The sequence below is a fragment of the Mesorhizobium sp. B2-3-2 genome (genome assembly GCF_006442295.1).
Classification (GTDB): Bacteria; Pseudomonadota; Alphaproteobacteria; order Rhizobiales; family Rhizobiaceae; genus Mesorhizobium.
Map to the genome: position 1 here is coordinate 58,865 of NZ_VFWA01000004.1, position 15,387 is coordinate 74,251.

Here is a 15,387-nt window from a genome sequence, read left to right on the forward strand (position 1 = left end):
CAATCGGCAAATGACGCGGGATTTCCCCGGTTCAAACCCGGAGCAGGGAATTGCGCATGGCGCCGGGGGCCGTTTCGCCTGGCTTGGGGGCGCGGCCGGCTTTCCCGGCCAAACGCGACACTCCTACCGGAGAGGAATAAATTCCCCGTGAGTCTGCTTGACTCTTGGGGTCGCCTCTGGAATCAATAGGAACATAACAGGAACAATTGTGAGTGGAAGCTGACCGTCATGGCGATGACCGCCGTGGCGCGGGAGACTGTTTTTGCCCTGCGCCGCCAGATCGCGAAGATCGAGGGAACGCTGCCCGAGCGCCTGCAGGCGCCGGCCGGCGCGGCTTCCGACGACGGCATGGCCGACGCGGACCGCACCGTGGTCCGGCGCGGCATCGCCGTGGCCAGGCCGGATGCTTTCCTGCGCACCGGCGTCGGCCGGCTCGATGCCCTCTTGGGGGGCCATTTGGGCGACGATCTGGGCGGCGGCCTGCCGAAAGCGGCCTTGAACGAAATCCATGGCGTCGAGACCCGCGATGCCGGAGCCGTCGCCGGCTTCGCCCTGTCGCTCGCCAGCCTGATCCTCAAGCCCAGCCTGATCCTCAAGCAAGGATCGCGATTGCCGGTGCTTTGGATCGGCACCCAGGAGGTTTTTCGCGAGGCGGGCTTTCCCTATGCAAGGGGCCTCCACGCCGCCTTCGGCATCGAGCCGGAGCAATTGCTGTTTTCCGAGGCGCCAAGGCTCGCCGATGCGCTGTGGGTCGCCGAGGAGGCGGCCCGCATGACGGCGCTCGCCGCCGTCATCCTTGAAGTCCGCGGCAATCCGCAGCGGCTGGACCTGACCGCGACGCGCCGGCTGCACGCCCGCGCGCAGAGCGCCGGCCGGCCGGTCTTCCTGCTGCGGCAGGCGGCCGAACCCGAACCGACGGCGGCGCCCGTCCGCCTCATCGTCTCGCCGGCGCCGGCAGGGCCGCGCGACATGGTCGCCGGGCCGCTTGCCGGCTCGATCGGCCGCCCCGCCTTCACCATCAACATCGGCAAGAGCCGCATGGCCCTGCCAGGACAATTCATATTGGAGTGGAACCCCGATGAACGCGTATTCGATGAAAGAAAGATTGGGGAAAGAAGGGCCGGGGAAGAACGAGCAAAGAATCCTGTCCCTGTGGTTTCCCTATCTCGCGGCCGAACGGATCCTGCGGCAGCGCCTGGGGCGGTCCTGGCGTTCCCGGCCGTCGGATCACCGGCCGCTGGTGATCAGCCATCGCGACAGCAACGCGCAGCGCATCTTAGCCCTCGACGAGCGGGCTGAGGCGCTGCATCTGAAGTCCGGCATGGGCATTGCCGACGCGCGCGCCATGCATCCGTCGATCGACATAGTGGAGGCCGATGCCGAAGCCGACCGGCGCCTGCTCGAAGGCCTTGCCGACTGGTGCGACCGCTACACCCCGCTGGTGGCGCTCGACGGGACCGACGGCCTGTTCCTCGACGTCACCGGCTGCACCCATCTTTTCGGCGGCGAACGCACCATGCTGGACGAGATCCTGTCGCGCTTCTTCCATCAGGGCTTCGACGTTCGCGCCGGTCTTGCCGCGACGCCCGGCGCCGCCTGGGCGGCGGCGCGGTTCTGCGGCGACCGCATCGTTGCCGGCGGCGAGGAGGAAGCGCTTCTGGCGCCCTTGCCGCTGGCGGCGCTGCGCATCGCGCCGGAAATCCGCGCCAGCCTTGAAAGCGTCGGCCTGCGCACGGCGGGCGCGGTCATGGCCGCGCCGCGCGCGCCGCTCGCCCGCCGCTTCGGCGGCTCCCTGCTGTTGCGCCTCGACCAAGCGCTCGGCCGCCTCGACGAGGCGGTGTCGCCGCGCCTGCCCGTCGCGCCGCTTTCGGTCGAACGCCATTTGGCCGAGCCCGTCACGCTGACAGAGGACATAGAACGGCTGGTGGGCATGCTGGCGACGACCCTGAAGATCGACCTCGAGCGGCGCGGCGAAGGCGCGAGAAGCCTGGCGCTGCTCTTGTTCCGCGTCGACGGCGCCGTCAGCCGCATCGCGCTCGGCACGTCGCGGCCTATGCGCGAACCCTTGCTGATCCAGAAATTGTTTCATGAGAGGCTGGCCGCCCTCGAGCAGCATATCGATGCCGGCTATGGCTTCGACCTGGTGCGGCTCTCGGTGCTGGCGGCGGCCGTCTTCGACATGCCGCAAGCCGACCTGACAGGCGAAGCGACCGACGACGGCGCCGATATCGCGCTGTTCGCCGACCGCATCCGCGCCCGGCTCGGCGAGGGGGCGGTTCTCAAGCCGGTCGCCGTGGAAAGCCACCTGCCCGAGCGTGCCGTCGCCACCATCCCCTTCACCGAAAGCCCGCGCCGCACCACGCCGCCGAAGAAACCGGACAGGATGCAGGCGCCGATGACCATCTTCCCGCCGGAGCGGCCGATCCGGCTTTTCCGCTCGCCCGAGCCGATCGAGGTGCCGGCCACCGAAATGCCCGAGGGACCGCCGCTGAATTTCCGCTGGCGGCGCGCGCTTTACCGGGTCGCCCGGGCCGAAGGGCCCGAACGCATCGCGCCGGAATGGTGGCGTGAATTTTCAAGCGACGACGCGGCGTCGACACGCGACTATTTCCGTATCGAGGATGCCGACGGCCGCCGCTACTGGCTCTACCGGCAAGGTCTCTATGGCGGCTCTGAAATCCCGCCGCGCTGGTTCCTGCACGGGGTCTTCGCATGAACGCGCTGACCGCCATTCCCTATGCGGAATTCGGCATCCAGTCGAATTTCTCCTTCCTGCGCGGCGCTTCCAAGCCGGAAGAGCTGGTCGTCGCGGCCAAGCTCATGGGGTTCTCCGCGATCGGGCTCGCCGACCGCAATACGGTGGCGGGCGTGGTGCGCGCCTGGCAGCAGGCCAAGGTCGAGACGCTTGCTTACCACCCCGGCTGCCGGCTGGTCTTTTGCGACGGCACGCCGGACATTCTCGCCTATCCGCGGAACCGCAAGGGCTGGGGACATCTGTGCCGCATGCTCACGCAAGCCAATCTGCGCGAGGAGAATGAAAAAGGCGCGACCCTTCTGCGGCGCGACGATCTTCTCGAATGGGGCGATCTGATGTCGCTGGCGGTCCTGCCCGACCTGACGGCGGGGGCCGAGGGAGCATTGGCCCTGCTTGGCGAGCTCAAGCATCGTTTCGGCAAAAGCCTGCGGCTTGGCGTTTCGCCCGATTATGCGGGAAACGACCGCTTCAGGATCGAGCAGGCGGCGGCGATGGCGGAGCTGGCCGGCCTGCCCTTGATGGCGACCAACGACGTTCTCTACCACACGGCCGAACGGCGCCCCCTCCAGGATGTGCTGACCGCGATCCGCCTCAACATTCCCGTTTCGGAGGTCGGGCTGGAACTCACGGCGAATGCCGAGCGCCATCTGAAGCCGCCGTTGGAGGTGGCGCGCCTGTTCCGCAGGCATCCGGAGGCGCTGGCCGAAACGCTGCGCTTTGCGCAGGAGCTGACCTTCTCGCTCAGCGACCTTCAGTACAACTACCCCGACGAGCCGACGCAATCGGGCCTCGGCCCGCAGGCGGAGCTGGAAAGGCTGGCGCGGGAGGGGGCGGCCAGGCGCTATCCCTCGGGCGTGCCGCAATCGGTGACGAAGCGCATCGAGGAGGAGCTCGCCCTCATCGAGCGCCTGAACTATGCCCGTTATTTCCTGACCGTCCACGACATCGTCACATTCGCCCGCAGCCAGGACATTCTCTGCCAGGGGCGCGGTTCGGCCGCCAATTCGGTCGTCTGCTTCTGCATCGGCATCACCGAGGTCGGGCCGGAGCGGATCGACACGCTGTTCGAACGCTTCATCTCCGAGGAGAGGAACGAGCCGCCCGACATTGACGTCGATTTCGAGCATGAGAAGCGCGAGACCGTCATCCAGTATATCTACGAGAAATACAGCTCCAAGCGCACCGCGCTGGCCGCCGCCGTCATCAGCTATCGCGGCCGCTCGGCGCTGCGGGAAGTGTCGAAGGCGATGGGCCTGTCCGAGGATGTCAGGGCGTCGCTGTCCGGTTCGATCTGGGGCTGGTCGACCTCCGAACTTGGCGAGAAGGAAGCCCGGGCCGGTGGCCTCGACCGCACCGATCCGGTGTCGCGACATGTGATGGAGCGCGCCAACGAGATCATGGGCTTTCCGCGCCATCTCTCCCAGCATGTCGGCGGCTTCGTCATCACCAGGGACCGGCTCGACGAGATCGTCCCCATCGTCAAGACGGCGATGGAGGAACGCAAGATGGTCGAATGGGACAAGGACGATCTCGACGCGGTGAAGATCCTCAAGGTCGACGTGCTGGCGCTCGGCATGCTGACCTGCCTGAAGCGCGCCTTCACCTTGCTGACGGACCATTATCCGCAGGCGCGAGACCCTTACGGGCAGCCCTATGTCCTTGCCACCCTGCCGGAAGAGGCGGAGCCGGTCTATAAGATGATCGGTCGCGCCGACACGATCGGCGTCTTCCAGATCGAATCGCGCGCGCAGATGTCGATGCTGCCGCGTCTCAAACCAAAAGAATTCTATGACCTTGTCATCGAGGTGGCGATCGTGCGGCCCGGCCCGATCCAGGGCGACATGGTCCACCCCTATCTGCGTCGCCGGCAAGGCAAAGAGCAGCCTGAGTATCAGAAACCGGAGCTGGAGGCGATCCTCCACAAGACGCTGGGCGTCCCTCTGTTCCAGGAACAGGCGATGAACATCGCCATCGTGGCCGGTGGCTTCAAGCCGGGCGAGGCCGACGAGTTGCGCCGCGCCATGGCCACCTTCAAGCGCACCGGCACGATCGGCAATTACCGCCGGCGGATGATCGACGGCATGGTCGGCAAGGGCTACACCCGGGACTTCGCCGAACGCTGTTTCAAGCAGATCGAGGGTTTTGGCGAATATGGCTTTCCCGAAAGCCATGCCGCCTCCTTCGCGCTGCTGGTCTATGCCTCCTGCTGGTTCAAGACCTTCTATCCCGACGTGTTCTGCGCCGCGATCCTGAATTCGCAGCCGATGGGTTTCTACCAGCCGGCGCAATTGGTGCGCGACGCGCGCGATCATGGCGTCGACATCCGCGAGGTCGACGTCAATTTCTCCGTCTGGGACTGCACGCTGGAACAGACGACTTTCGACCCGGCCCGCATCCTGCCGCGCCATGCCGAAATGCGCGGCGTCATCGCGACGCAGCACGCGGTGCGGCTCGGCTTCAGGCAGATCAAGGGACTTTCCGAGGAGCGCATGGAAGCCTTCGTCGAGCGGCGCGGTTCAGGCTACGCATCCGTCCGGGATGTCTGGCTGCGCTCCGGCCTCGATGTCGGCGAGCTCGAAAGGCTGGCGCAGGCCGACGCTTTTCGGTCCATCGGCCTCGACCGCCGCGCGGCACTATGGGCGGTGCGCGCGCTGGACGGCAAGAGCGCCGCCGAGAAGCTGCCGCTGTTCGACCGGCCAGCCCTTGGCCTGCGCGAGCTGGAGCCCGAAACGAAACTGCCGAAAATGCCGCTCGGCGAGCATGTCATCCATGATTACCGCTCGCTCGGCCTGTCCTTGAAGGCGCATCCGGTCGCCTTCCTGCGCGAGCGGCTCGACCGGGCCGGGGTCATCCCCAATGCCAGGTTGGGCTCCGTGCGGGACGGACGGCGCGTCTCGGTCGCCGGGCTCGTTCTGGTGCGGCAGCGGCCCGGCAAGGGCAATGCGGTCTTCCTGACGCTGGAGGATGGCGAGGCCGTCGCCAACGTCATCTTCTGGGAGCGGACCTTCGACCGTTTCCGGCCCATCGTCATGGGCGCGCGCTTCGTCAAGGTCACCGGCAAATTGCAGTCGGAATCGGACGTCATTCACATCGTCGCCGAGAAGATCGAGGATCTGACGCCCTGGCTGACGGTGCTCCTGGAGGAGGTGAAGCCGGACGCGCCGGCCCGGCAGGATATCGCGACGCTGGCGGACAAGGCGGAAAAGGTCATGCCCAGGGGGCGCAATTTTCAGTAGGGCCAGGGCGTGATCTGCGGCAAAAAGAAATCGTCCGATACTGATAAGGCAGCGGGACAGCGCCCCCCTCTGCCCTGCCGGACATCTCCCCCACTTGGGTCCCACTTGGGGGGAAATTGGCAGCTTCGGCTGCAGCGCTCTTTTTTGGACGTTGAAAATTGGCGAAAGCCGTTGTGACGTCCGGTCTCCCCCTCGTGGGAGAGATGTCCGGCAGGGCAGAGGGGGCGCCGTAGAACGCCGGCCTCAATGACCGCCCCGTCACGTCGAGCCGGCCGGCCCGCCCAGTCGGGGCGGCGACAGCACGTCTTCCGCCGGGATGCTCCGCGCCTCCGAAGGCAGCATGATCGGGATGCCGTCGCGCACGGGATAGGCGAGCTTGGCGACCCGCGAGATCAGTTCGCCGCGCTCGGGATCCCAGGCCAGCGGCCCCTTGGTCAGCGGGCAAGCCAGTAGCTCCAGCATCCTGGGGTCGACATTCGCTCTCTTTCCGTCACGCCCATCCGCCGCCATCGTGCCCTCTCTCAACATCCTACTGCAGGCTCGAGCCAAAATCCTCGTTCTCGCGCGCCAGCGCCATTTCGGTGATGGCGATCAGCGTTTCGGCGCGGGTTTTCAGATCGGCCGCTTCGAGCAGTGCCTGCTTCTCGGCTGGTCCATAGGGCGCCATCATCGACAGCGCGTTGACCAGCATGGCGTTTTCGGCCCGGCTGACGCTTTCCCAGTCGGCCTCCAGATCGTTGGCCTGAAGATAGGAGCGGAACGCCCGCAGCAGCGCCGGCCGGTCGACCTCCGCGGCCGCCTGATCCTCGTCGAGATCGGCGAGAAAGGGGGCGATCTTGCCTTGGCGGAACGGCGTCTTGACCGTCAGCTCATGGGTGACACGGAACCGGCACACGCCCTGCAGCGAAATCAGGTAGCGGCCGTCGCCGGTCTCGGAAAGCGCTATGATGCGACCGGCGCAGCCGACATTACAGAGCTCCGGCTCGCCATCGTCGCGCAAGGCGCCGTCGAGGCTGGGCTGGATGACGCCGATCAGCCGGGAGCCGGCGATCGCCTCGTCGACCATCTGCAGGTAGCGCGGCTCGAAGATGTTGAGCGGCATGCGGCCGCCCGGCAGCAGAAGCGCGCCCTCGAGCGGAAAGACCGGAATGGTCGACGGCAGATCCTTGCCGAGCCGGTAGTGAGCGTTTCCCGCCTGCACCTCGTTCCTCCGATCGCTTCGCCCGGGAAGCGCGTCCATGCCGCGATCCGCCTGTCGCCGCCCGGGCTGTTGGCTTCCCGAGGGAAAGGCGGGCCGGATTGGTCCTATCTGGCGCGGCCGGCGCCGGGTGCAAGCCCCGCGCGGCCATTCGGCCGCGCTGGCTCAGGAAAACAGCAGCGACGACAATTTGCGCCGCGCGGCAAGCGTCGCCTCGTCGGTCATGCCCCAGGCCTCGAAGAAGCGCAGCAATTGCGCCCTGGCGCCGTCCTCGTTCCAGCCGCGATCAGCCTTGATGATGGCCAGGAGATTGTCGGCGGCCGCGTGGCGCTCGCCCCTGGCGTTCTGGACCATGGCCAGATCGAAGCGGGCCTGATGGTCGTCGGGATTCTCGGCCAGGCGGCGCTCGAACTCCGCCGGGTTGCCGAGTTCGGACGCTTGCGCGGCCAAGGTCATCCTGGCGCGCAGCGCGGCCAGCGGCGGCGCGTCGGCCTTGGCCTCCGGCGCCCGCGCCAGCATCGCCTCGGCGCCTTCGACGTCACCGGCCTCGAACAGCAATTCGCCCAGCCCCGCTATCGCCTCGATCGTCTCCGGCGCCTGCTCGAGCACGGCGTCATAGATGTCGGCCGCCGTCTGCACGTCGCCGGCCGTGCGGGCCTCGGCCGCCGCCGCCAGCGCCTCGGTCACATCAGGCGCCCCATTGCCCTTGCCGCCGACCTTGTCGATGAACTGGGCGATCTGGCTCTCGGGGATGGCGCCCATGAAGCCGTCGACCGGCTGGCCGTCCTTGAAGGCGATGACCGCGGGAATGGACTGGATGCCGAGCTGGCCGGCGATCGAGGGATGGTCGTCGATGTTCATCTTGACCAGCTTGACCTTGCCGCCGGCGGCGCGGACCGCCTTTTCCAGTTGCGGCGTCAGCTGCTTGCACGGCCCGCACCACGGCGCCCAGAAATCCACCAACACCGGCTGGCGGCGCGATTCCTGGATGACGTCGGCGGCAAACGCCGCGGTGGTGGTATCCTTGATGACGTCGCCGGCGGGCACGGCGCCAGCCGCAGGTTTTTGCGGTTCCGCGCCGCCGCCATACTGCACCGTCGTGGCATACTGGCCGCCGCTATTGCCGAAGGAGCCGCCAAACGGATTGTTGTCACTCATGTCGTCGCCCTTTCGGTGGCGCCAGCGGATCGGCGCACTGTCCTTGGTTGGAAACCGGTTTCGCCATCCATGTGGCGATCATGCCGAGACTTTCAAGATAGCAGCATCGTGCCCGGTTGCCTCGACGAATCTGACGAGGTCGCCCGATGCGATCGACGTCGTCGCCTCATTGGTCAGCGGATGCGCGTTGATCACCGCATGCCGCATCAGCGCCTCGTCGAGCACGACCTTGACCCTGTGCTGCGTGTCGTTGATCAGGCCAAACACCGTGACTGCGCCCGGCGCGACGCCCAGAAGCTCCATCAGCATCTCCGGCTTGCCGAAGGAAACGCGGCCGGCGGCGCCGATCACATGATGGATCTGCTTCAGGTCGACGACAGCGTCCTCGCCGACCGTGACCAGGAAGAAGGCGTCCTTCTTGTCCTTCAGGAACAGGTTCTTGGTGTGGCCGCCGGCGATTTCGCCGCGCAGCTCCTGCGAATCGGCGACCGTATAGAGCGGTGGATGGCGTTTCGTCGAAACGGCGATGCCGAGTTCGGCAAGAAAGGCAAAGAGCTCGGCTTCGGTCCTGGGCATGGGTTCTCGTCTTCGGCTGGTTTTCCAGCCATGCCGTTTACGGCCAATGACATGGTCGAGACAAGACCGCCGCGCGACGCGGCGCCGAATCCTTCCGGCTGCCGCCGGCGGCCCCGCCTGCCTCCTCCGGCGCATTGAAAAAAGCCTGCGATTTCCCTGTTGCAATCGCCGCGCTCTTCAGCCATATAGGCCCGGCTTGCGGCCCAAAGCCGTGCGAGCGGGTGTAGCTCAGGGGTAGAGCACAACCTTGCCAAGGTTGGGGTCGAGCGTTCGAATCGCTTCACCCGCTCCAGTTTCCCTTCAGGGATCAAGCAAACGAAAAGCCGCGGTTTCCCGCGGCTTTTTCGCTTTCTGGCGGACCTCGACAGGATAGGGCGCCGGGGCCGCGGCGGCCCCGCGGTCTTTCGTCGCGATCCTTCCGGTCACGTGCTCCGGTCACATAAGGTTACAGTGAGGAACGGTACCGGTTCAGGCTCGTTAGCCCTGCATCCAATCCAACCATGGAGGAAAACGATGCAGGATATTTCCGGCAAGCGCGTCGCCATCCTTGCGACGAGTGGTTTCGAACAGTCCGAGCTTGAAGTGCCGCTGAGCAAACTGCGCCAGGCCGGCGCCGAGGTCGAAATCGTGTCGCTCGAAAGCGGCAAGATCAAGGGCTGGGACCACAAGGATTGGGGCCGCGAAGTTCCGGTCGACAAGACCTTGGACGAGGCCCGGGCCGATGCCTACGATGCGATCGTTCTGCCCGGCGGCGTCATCAATCCCGACCTCTTGCGGGTCGAGCGCAAGGCGCTGGATTTCATCAGTTCGTTCTGGTCGGCCAACAAGGTCGTCGGCGCGATCTGCCATGCGCCCTGGCTTCTGGTCGAGACCGGGATCATCAAAACCCGCCGCGTCACATCCTACAAGTCGATCAAGACCGACGTGATCAATGCCGGCGGCTTGTGGCAAGACAGCGAGGTCGTCACCGACCAGGGGCTGGTCACCAGTCGCAATCCCGGCGATCTCGATGCGTTCTGCGACAAGCTCACGGAGGAGATCAGGGAAGGGCGGCACGACAGGCGGGCCGCGGCTTAGCACCGAGCCTTGTTCACCAGCCGCGCCGCGAAGGATCTCGGCCGGGGCTGTTCAGGGACTCTTCGCCCCTTCCGCCTTTCGCAGCGACGCCTGATGCACCAGCGACGTCCAGCTGTTGGTCGAGGCAAGGTGGCAGTAGAGCAGGCTGAGCGCGCCTGACTTCCTCAGGTCGAGGAAGGCCTCGTCGCTCAATCTGTTGAAGGCGGCCTCGTCGATCACCTGGAAATCGGTGAGGTTCAGCACCTCGCCTCCTTCCAGCGTCACCTTGCTCTGGCGCGGCGCGAACAGGGCATGCGCGTCGATCTTGTCGACCATCTCGCGGGTCGCCCTGAAGTCGATCTGGAACTGGTTGCAGAAGGCGAGCGCCTGCTTCGTCGCCTCGGTCGCCTCGTTGCCGCTGAAGAACGGCAGCACCTTGTCGTCGCGGAACGGCGCCAGCAGCTGGTCGATGACGCGCTCGCTCGCCCGGTCCACGCACAGCGTCAGCCGGCCGGGCTGCTTGGGATCGTCGGCGAGGATGAAGGGATAGCGGCGGACATAGGCGGGGATATAGTGCGGCCCGGCCCACTTGCCGTCGGCGTCGACGAACAGGTTCTCGTCCTGGCGCAGGCCGGTGATGATGACGGGCGCCTTGGCGGGGCCGATGAAAACGATCGGGTAGGAGCGCATCGCCGCCGGCATCTCCGAGGCCACCACCGGGATGGCATGCGCCGAGCGGGCGAAGGAGAAGTCGCTGCGCGCCGTCAGGCCGAGCGAGCCGTGCCGCGCCGGAGTGAGCGCCTCGGGCCTGGAATAGAACAGCGGCAAGGCCTCGCCCGCCGTTTCCGTCTTCGCACCGCTGTCAGCCATGTGTCCGTTCTCCTCCTCGCGCCGGCCAACCGGGCCGGCCCGTCCAGCATTGAATTCCCAAAGCGGGATCTGTCTTGTTGCGCCGGCCTCGCTTCGAAGCAGTTCCCGCGCAGGACAAAGTCCTACAGCGTCGCCGTCGCGCATAAAAGGACAAGCGCTGTTGTATTTTGGCCTTTGCGCCTTAATCGCCTTGCAGGACGCCCGCAACCATACGGGGCCCTGGAGCGGTTCACCGTTCCCGGAAACGGCGAGCCGCTCTATCTCCTTGTTTTTGCGCAATTCCCCAGGGAAAGCGCTGCGCGCCTTTTCCGGGAAAACCGTACACACTTTTCCTGGAATTGCTCTATGGACAGCTTGCCGCGAAGCGGCGACAGTGGCCTCGCATGGCCAAATTCCGGGAGCCGTAGCGGTCTTGCGTCCGGAATTGCGAGGAAATGAGGAGCCGGAGCGGGGCTGCGCTTGGCCGCCCGCTCCAGCAAGCGCTTTGAGGCGGGGTGGCATGGCGTCGGCATCGGATTTCGAACAGGCGGTCGGGCAGGCATTCACCGTCGAGGCCGGCGGCAGGCAGATCGCGCTCGAATTGAGTGCGGTCAATCGCATCGCCTTCAGCCCGCGCCCGGGCGGCGGTTTTTCGCTGCTGTTCAAGGGCCCGCGCGAAACCGCGCTGCCGCAGGCGACTTACCGCTTCTCTGGCAATGGCGACACCCACGATATCTTCATCGTGCCTGTGGCCGCCGACGCGACGGGGCGGCTTTATGAGGCGGTGTTCAATTAGGGCCTGTTTTTGGACGTCCATCGAGGCCAGTTGCCTTATGATTGGGCGGAGGCCCCTGCCGGCACCTTCTCCCCCGTATAGTGACGGGGAGAAGGAAGACTGCCGCGTCCTCGGCACATTTCTTGCGCCATTGGCAATTGGCGAAATCGGCGGCAACGGCGCATGAGGGGCAGCGCCAACGAATGGCCGGGCACTCACGGATCGCCACCCCGCGGCGGCGCGCACGCCATCAGGTCGTAGACGCCCTTGTCCTCGACCGCTGCGAAGCCGAGCTCGAGATAGAGCCGCCTGGCCGGATTGTTCTTCTCGACATGGATCGAGGCCGATTTGCCCGATGACCATGCCTCGTCGATGAGGTCGCGCAGCAGTGCTGAGCCGTGGCCCTTGCGGCGATGGGCCGGCAGCAAGGCGATGTCGATGATGCGATGCTGGCTCGGCCAGCGCTCGATGTAGAGGCGGCCTACGGGCTGTCCGGCCCGCTCCATCACCAGCCAGTCGGCTTCGGGATAATGCTTGCGGTAATGCGCGTGCTGCGCCTGGAACTGCATGTCGAGGAAGGCGGCTTTCTGCGCCTCGCTCCAGTCCGTCACGTCCAGTTCTTCGATACGGGTCGAGGCGTAGAGCCGCGCCAGGAACGGCATGTCGGCCTCCGTGGCGGGGCGGAAAGTGAGGCCGGCCTGCCGCGACCGCGGCCAGGCCGGGAGCCGCTGCGCCTGTTTCGCTTCTGTCACGCTGCCTGACGTCACACCGGCGGCGTCAGGTCGCGCACCACGGCAATCTGCTTGAGGTTGCTGGTGGCCAGCGCCGTCCAGGTCCACTCCCATTCCGAACTGTCCATGGCCATCTGATTGATGGTCCACAGACCATTCGTGCCGTCGTTCTGGATCATCATCGAGAACAAGGCAAGACGACCATCGGCATTGTAGTCGAGCGACAGGCGGGTGTTGGCGCCGGAGGCGTTGAAATCGCGCCATCCCGACCAGTTCTGGGTTGTGGCGTCGTATTGGGCGTTGAAGGAGTGAACATGCTGCTGGTCGGAGGCGACCAGCACGATGTCGCCGTCGCCCTGGATGCCGGCGCAGAGCGTATATCTGGGAACCCTGCTGTAGCCGGGCGTCGCCCAGGCCGTCCAGGTGTCGGAACCGGCCGGCAATTGCTTGGTGTGCAGGACCTGGCCCTGCTGCGTCATGGCAAAGAGATTGGTGGCGCCCAGCGGACCGACAATCGGCGCCATTTCCGTGAACGGGTAGCCGGCGTCGATCTGCACCCATGGCGTCCAGTCGGCGACCGTCAGCGCCTGCGCCTTGGCCTGCTGGCAGCGATAGAGATGGAGGGCGGAGTTGATGCCGAACAGCGCGATGCGGCCGTCAGCCTGGCGCAGTGCGGTGATCGCCACTAGCTGGCCGGTCAGCTGAATCCAGGCGCTCCACGGCTGTGCCGGCGGCCTGAGCTCGTCGACGGTCACGACGATCGGCGTCGTCGTGCCGGGCGGTGTTATGGTCTTCTGCACTTGAACTATCACATCCGGGTTCTGGTAGATCCACCAGACGCGGCCCAGATTGTCGGTGAGGAAGATCTCGATGCGGCCGTCGGCATCGCGCGCCATGCACAGCTTCTGGTAGCTGGCGGCGCCGGGCGGAGCGCCGATGCCGACCGGCGCGGTCCACTTGTCGATCGGGCCGATCTGGTTGGCATCCTCGGTGATGAAGGACAGGCTGGTGGTGCCCGACGGCTGCGCAACCACGGCGACGCGACCGTCCTTGGTGAGCCCTGCGGTCATGATCACCCAGGCGCCGGGCGCGATGACGGACCAGGCCGACGGCCATGGTCCGTTCGGCGAGGTCTGCGCCTTCTGGATCAGTTGTCCCTTGGCGGAATCGATGCCGACGACCATCAGCCGCGACAGTTCGAAAAAGGACCCGCCGGCGGGCATGTGCTGGTAGGCCGGCGCAGTACCGGGTCGCCGCGAGCGCGCGCTCTCGCGAGCCTTGGAGGCGGCCCTTGGCGCGGCTGCCGGCTTCTTGGCCCCGGCGGCCTTCGATTTTGGTTCTGCTGTCTTGGCCATGATATCGGTCCTGCCCTGTTGGCGGGGAATTTAGCCTCTCGGCGGGAAGACGCCTTGCAGCGCGATGCAGAAGTTACAGGTGAGGTAGGGTTGCAGGTTGTTGTGCGGCTGGTCGCCGCCGGCGGGCGGAAGCGATTGAGGATTCATCTGGGTCAGATTGGTCGCTGAGGTATAGATTGTCGCGTTAGCGGATTTGGCTAGGCTCCGCGTCAACGACGGCGCATTGAGTTCGCCCAGATCGATATCATGGTCGCGCATTGCGTGGGTGTGGTTTGGAATTTCCGATTCGAGCAGGGTGACCGTTTCCGTACCGCCAGGCTCACCAAGGTCATGTAGGGACAGACCTGGTCCTTGTCCCGGGTGCATCGGCGCTCGACCCTGCAGATCGGGCAAGGCAAAATTCGACGTGCCGTTACCACCATAGGTGGTGCCCAGCAGCGAGAACAGCGCCGTGTTCTGCGACAGCGGCAGCAGCTGTCCATCGCACCATGCCCAACCCTTAGGCGCGAAATTGAATGGAAAAATACGGATCTCGGCGACGAATGGGTCGGCCATGATGTCCTCTCAGGTCGGCGACGGAAAGATGCCGAAAAGTGAAATGATAAAGTTGATACAAAGATACGGCTGGAAATTGTTGTGTGGCTGGCTGCCACCAATGGCCGTTACGGCCTGCTGGGCCATGTTCGTGTCGGTACTGTCCTGGATGTAGGGCAGGGCACCGCCACCAATCTGTGCAACGACCTTTCCGCTAGGACTTGTATCTTGACCAATGTTCATGGACGCCATCATCGGATGGCTATGCGAAGGAATCTGAGAAATTGTCAGATTGACGTCCTCTACCCCTCCCGTCTCCGCAAGAATAAAGCCGGCGCCTTGGTGGATGGGCAGGCGGCCTTGCAGATCAGGCAAGGCGAATGTGCTCTGCCCATCGCCGCCATAAGTGGTGCCGATCAACTGGAAGAGCGTCTCGTTCTCCGAAATCGGCAGCAACTGCCCGGCGCAAAACATCCAACCGGCCGGCGCGAAATTCCCGGCAAACATGCGAATCTCACCTACATAAGGCTGTGCCATTTCTGCGCTTCCTCAATTCGGCGACGGGAAAATGCCCTGTAGGGCGATGCAGAAGCTCAGCGTCAGGAACGGCTGCATGTTGAGATGCGCCTGACTGCCGCCGACACTGGTAATCGTGCTCGGGCTCAGCGTCGTCACGTTTGCGAAGTCGCTATACAGCCGCCCAGGAACCACACCCAAAACGTTCCCAGCACCATCTTGGCTACTGCCAGTACCTGTGCTGGCCTGGGCAAAGTGAACGTGTGTCGGTATTTCGGAAATCGATAGCGTATGGCTTTGCGCGCCACCGCGTTCGCCAAGTGTGTGGCTGCTTCCGACGTGGATTGGAGTGCGTCCCCTATAATCAGGCAGTGCAAAATTGACCCTACCGTCACCGCCAAAAGTGGTTCCAAGCAGTGAAAATAGCGCCTGGTTCTGGTTGATCGGCAAAAGCTGCCCGTCACAGAGAGCCCAGCCCTTGGGCGGGAAGACGAATGACATAATCCTGATTTCCGATAGAAATGGCTCGGCCATGTCTCGCGCCCTCACTAAATGTTAGCAAAATACACAGAACGACAGGAAAGTCTACTTAGGTTTTTTTGGACGGTACATTTATGCCGATAATAAATAGTATTTACGCAACAAATG

General features: G+C 65.0%; 15 protein-coding genes and 1 tRNA gene. 6 read left to right on the forward strand and 10 right to left on the reverse strand.

The window, feature by feature from the left end; all coding sequences use genetic code 11:
- Positions 1 to 228: 228 nt before the first annotated feature.
- The 3 genes from FJ964_RS31325 to FJ964_RS11820 are packed head-to-tail and all read left to right on the forward strand — an operon-like array spanning position 229 to position 5,991.
- Positions 229 to 1,299 (forward strand): hypothetical protein, encoded by a 1,071-nt coding sequence (locus FJ964_RS31325; RefSeq protein ID WP_140550560.1) that lies wholly within the window; start codon positions 229 to 231, stop codon positions 1,297 to 1,299.
- Positions 1,241 to 2,716 (forward strand): DUF6504 family protein, encoded by a 1,476-nt coding sequence (locus FJ964_RS11815; protein ID WP_140550561.1) that lies wholly within the window; start codon positions 1,241 to 1,243, stop codon positions 2,714 to 2,716. Before FJ964_RS31325 ends, FJ964_RS11815 begins: the two co-directional genes overlap by 59 nt.
- The gene (locus FJ964_RS11820; protein WP_140550562.1) at positions 2,713 to 5,991 is read left to right on the forward strand and encodes an error-prone DNA polymerase; all 3,279 of its coding nucleotides are present in this window, start codon (positions 2,713 to 2,715) and stop codon (positions 5,989 to 5,991) included. The genes FJ964_RS11815 and FJ964_RS11820 overlap by 4 nt, the downstream gene beginning before the upstream one ends.
- Positions 5,992 to 6,249: 258 nt before the next feature.
- Here the strand turns inward: FJ964_RS11820 and FJ964_RS11825 are convergent, their stop codons facing one another.
- The 4 genes from FJ964_RS11825 to FJ964_RS11840 all read right to left on the reverse strand — a co-directional run bounded on the left by FJ964_RS11825 (position 6,250) and on the right by FJ964_RS11840 (position 8,923).
- Positions 6,250 to 6,501 (reverse strand): Trm112 family protein, encoded by a 252-nt coding sequence (locus tag FJ964_RS11825; RefSeq protein WP_140550563.1) that lies wholly within the window; start codon positions 6,499 to 6,501, stop codon positions 6,250 to 6,252.
- A gap of 19 nt (positions 6,502 to 6,520) precedes the next feature.
- On the reverse strand, positions 6,521 to 7,192 hold the full coding sequence (locus FJ964_RS11830; RefSeq protein ID WP_140550937.1) for an LON peptidase substrate-binding domain-containing protein: 672 nt from the start codon (positions 7,190 to 7,192) through the stop codon (positions 6,521 to 6,523).
- A 162-nt stretch (positions 7,193 to 7,354) separates the two neighbouring features.
- Positions 7,355 to 8,347, reverse strand: a complete 993-nt coding sequence (trxA, locus tag FJ964_RS11835) for a thioredoxin (protein WP_140550564.1) — start codon at positions 8,345 to 8,347, stop codon at positions 7,355 to 7,357.
- A gap of 78 nt (positions 8,348 to 8,425) precedes the next feature.
- Positions 8,426 to 8,923: a prolyl-tRNA synthetase associated domain-containing protein gene (locus FJ964_RS11840; protein ID WP_140550565.1), complete on the reverse strand. Its 498-nt coding sequence runs from the start codon at positions 8,921 to 8,923 to the stop codon at positions 8,426 to 8,428.
- Positions 8,924 to 9,140: 217 nt separating this feature from the next.
- Here FJ964_RS11840 and FJ964_RS11845 point away from each other — a divergent pair.
- Positions 9,141 to 9,215: transfer RNA gene (locus FJ964_RS11845), tRNA-Gly, on the forward strand.
- Positions 9,216 to 9,436: 221 nt separating this feature from the next.
- Positions 9,437 to 10,000: a type 1 glutamine amidotransferase domain-containing protein gene (locus tag FJ964_RS11850; protein ID WP_140550566.1), complete on the forward strand. Its 564-nt coding sequence runs from the start codon at positions 9,437 to 9,439 to the stop codon at positions 9,998 to 10,000.
- Positions 10,001 to 10,051: 51 nt separating this feature from the next.
- Here the strand turns inward: FJ964_RS11850 and FJ964_RS11855 are convergent, their stop codons facing one another.
- The gene (locus FJ964_RS11855) at positions 10,052 to 10,849 is read right to left on the reverse strand and encodes a SapC family protein (protein ID WP_140550567.1); all 798 of its coding nucleotides are present in this window, start codon (positions 10,847 to 10,849) and stop codon (positions 10,052 to 10,054) included.
- Positions 10,850 to 11,348: 499 nt separating this feature from the next.
- Here FJ964_RS11855 and FJ964_RS11860 point away from each other — a divergent pair, with 499 nt between their 5' ends.
- On the forward strand, positions 11,349 to 11,624 hold the full coding sequence (locus FJ964_RS11860) for a hypothetical protein (protein WP_140550568.1): 276 nt from the start codon (positions 11,349 to 11,351) through the stop codon (positions 11,622 to 11,624).
- 194 nt (positions 11,625 to 11,818) lie between these two features.
- Here FJ964_RS11860 and FJ964_RS11865 read toward each other — a convergent pair whose 3' ends face one another.
- From FJ964_RS11865 to FJ964_RS11885, 5 genes are read right to left on the reverse strand one after another with little or no spacing between them, the layout of a single operon-like run.
- Complete coding sequence (locus FJ964_RS11865) at positions 11,819 to 12,355, reverse strand: GNAT family N-acetyltransferase (protein WP_224713196.1); 537 nt, start codon at positions 12,353 to 12,355, stop codon at positions 11,819 to 11,821.
- Positions 12,356 to 12,366: 11 nt separating this feature from the next.
- Positions 12,367 to 13,689 carry a hypothetical protein gene (locus FJ964_RS11870; protein ID WP_140550570.1) on the reverse strand — a complete coding sequence of 441 codons (1,323 nt, stop codon included), beginning with the start codon at positions 13,687 to 13,689 and terminating at the stop codon, positions 12,367 to 12,369.
- A 30-nt stretch (positions 13,690 to 13,719) separates the two neighbouring features.
- Positions 13,720 to 14,244 carry a tail fiber protein gene (locus FJ964_RS11875; protein ID WP_140550571.1) on the reverse strand — a complete coding sequence of 175 codons (525 nt, stop codon included), beginning with the start codon at positions 14,242 to 14,244 and terminating at the stop codon, positions 13,720 to 13,722.
- Positions 14,245 to 14,253: 9 nt separating this feature from the next.
- Positions 14,254 to 14,760 (reverse strand): tail fiber protein, encoded by a 507-nt coding sequence (locus tag FJ964_RS11880; protein ID WP_140550572.1) that lies wholly within the window; start codon positions 14,758 to 14,760, stop codon positions 14,254 to 14,256.
- Between the two features lie 12 nt (positions 14,761 to 14,772).
- Positions 14,773 to 15,273: a tail fiber protein gene (locus FJ964_RS11885; RefSeq protein WP_140550573.1), complete on the reverse strand. Its 501-nt coding sequence runs from the start codon at positions 15,271 to 15,273 to the stop codon at positions 14,773 to 14,775.
- Positions 15,274 to 15,387 lie beyond the last annotated feature (114 nt).

Excerpts from the sequence above, each read along its gene's own strand:
- FJ964_RS11850 (WP_140550566.1), top strand. The coding sequence starts at position 9,437 with ATGCAGGATATTTCCGGCAAGCGCGTCGCCATCCTTGCGACGAGTGGT.
- FJ964_RS11860 (WP_140550568.1), top strand. The coding sequence starts at position 11,349 with ATGGCGTCGGCATCGGATTTCGAACAGGCGGTCGGGCAGGCATTCACC.
- FJ964_RS11820 (WP_140550562.1), top strand. The coding sequence starts at position 2,713 with ATGAACGCGCTGACCGCCATTCCCTATGCGGAATTCGGCATCCAGTCG.
- FJ964_RS11855 (WP_140550567.1), bottom strand. The coding sequence starts at position 10,849 with ATGGCTGACAGCGGTGCGAAGACGGAAACGGCGGGCGAGGCCTTGCCG.
- FJ964_RS11885 (WP_140550573.1), bottom strand. The coding sequence starts at position 15,273 with ATGGCCGAGCCATTTCTATCGGAAATCAGGATTATGTCATTCGTCTTC.
- FJ964_RS11875 (WP_140550571.1), bottom strand. The coding sequence starts at position 14,244 with ATGGCCGACCCATTCGTCGCCGAGATCCGTATTTTTCCATTCAATTTC.
- FJ964_RS11840 (WP_140550565.1), bottom strand. The coding sequence starts at position 8,923 with ATGCCCAGGACCGAAGCCGAGCTCTTTGCCTTTCTTGCCGAACTCGGC.
- FJ964_RS11870 (WP_140550570.1), bottom strand. The coding sequence starts at position 13,689 with ATGGCCAAGACAGCAGAACCAAAATCGAAGGCCGCCGGGGCCAAGAAG.
- trxA (WP_140550564.1), bottom strand. The coding sequence starts at position 8,347 with ATGAGTGACAACAATCCGTTTGGCGGCTCCTTCGGCAATAGCGGCGGC.
- FJ964_RS31325 (WP_140550560.1), top strand. The coding sequence starts at position 229 with ATGGCGATGACCGCCGTGGCGCGGGAGACTGTTTTTGCCCTGCGCCGC.
- FJ964_RS11825 (WP_140550563.1), bottom strand. The coding sequence starts at position 6,501 with ATGGCGGCGGATGGGCGTGACGGAAAGAGAGCGAATGTCGACCCCAGG.
- FJ964_RS11880 (WP_140550572.1), bottom strand. The coding sequence starts at position 14,760 with ATGGCACAGCCTTATGTAGGTGAGATTCGCATGTTTGCCGGGAATTTC.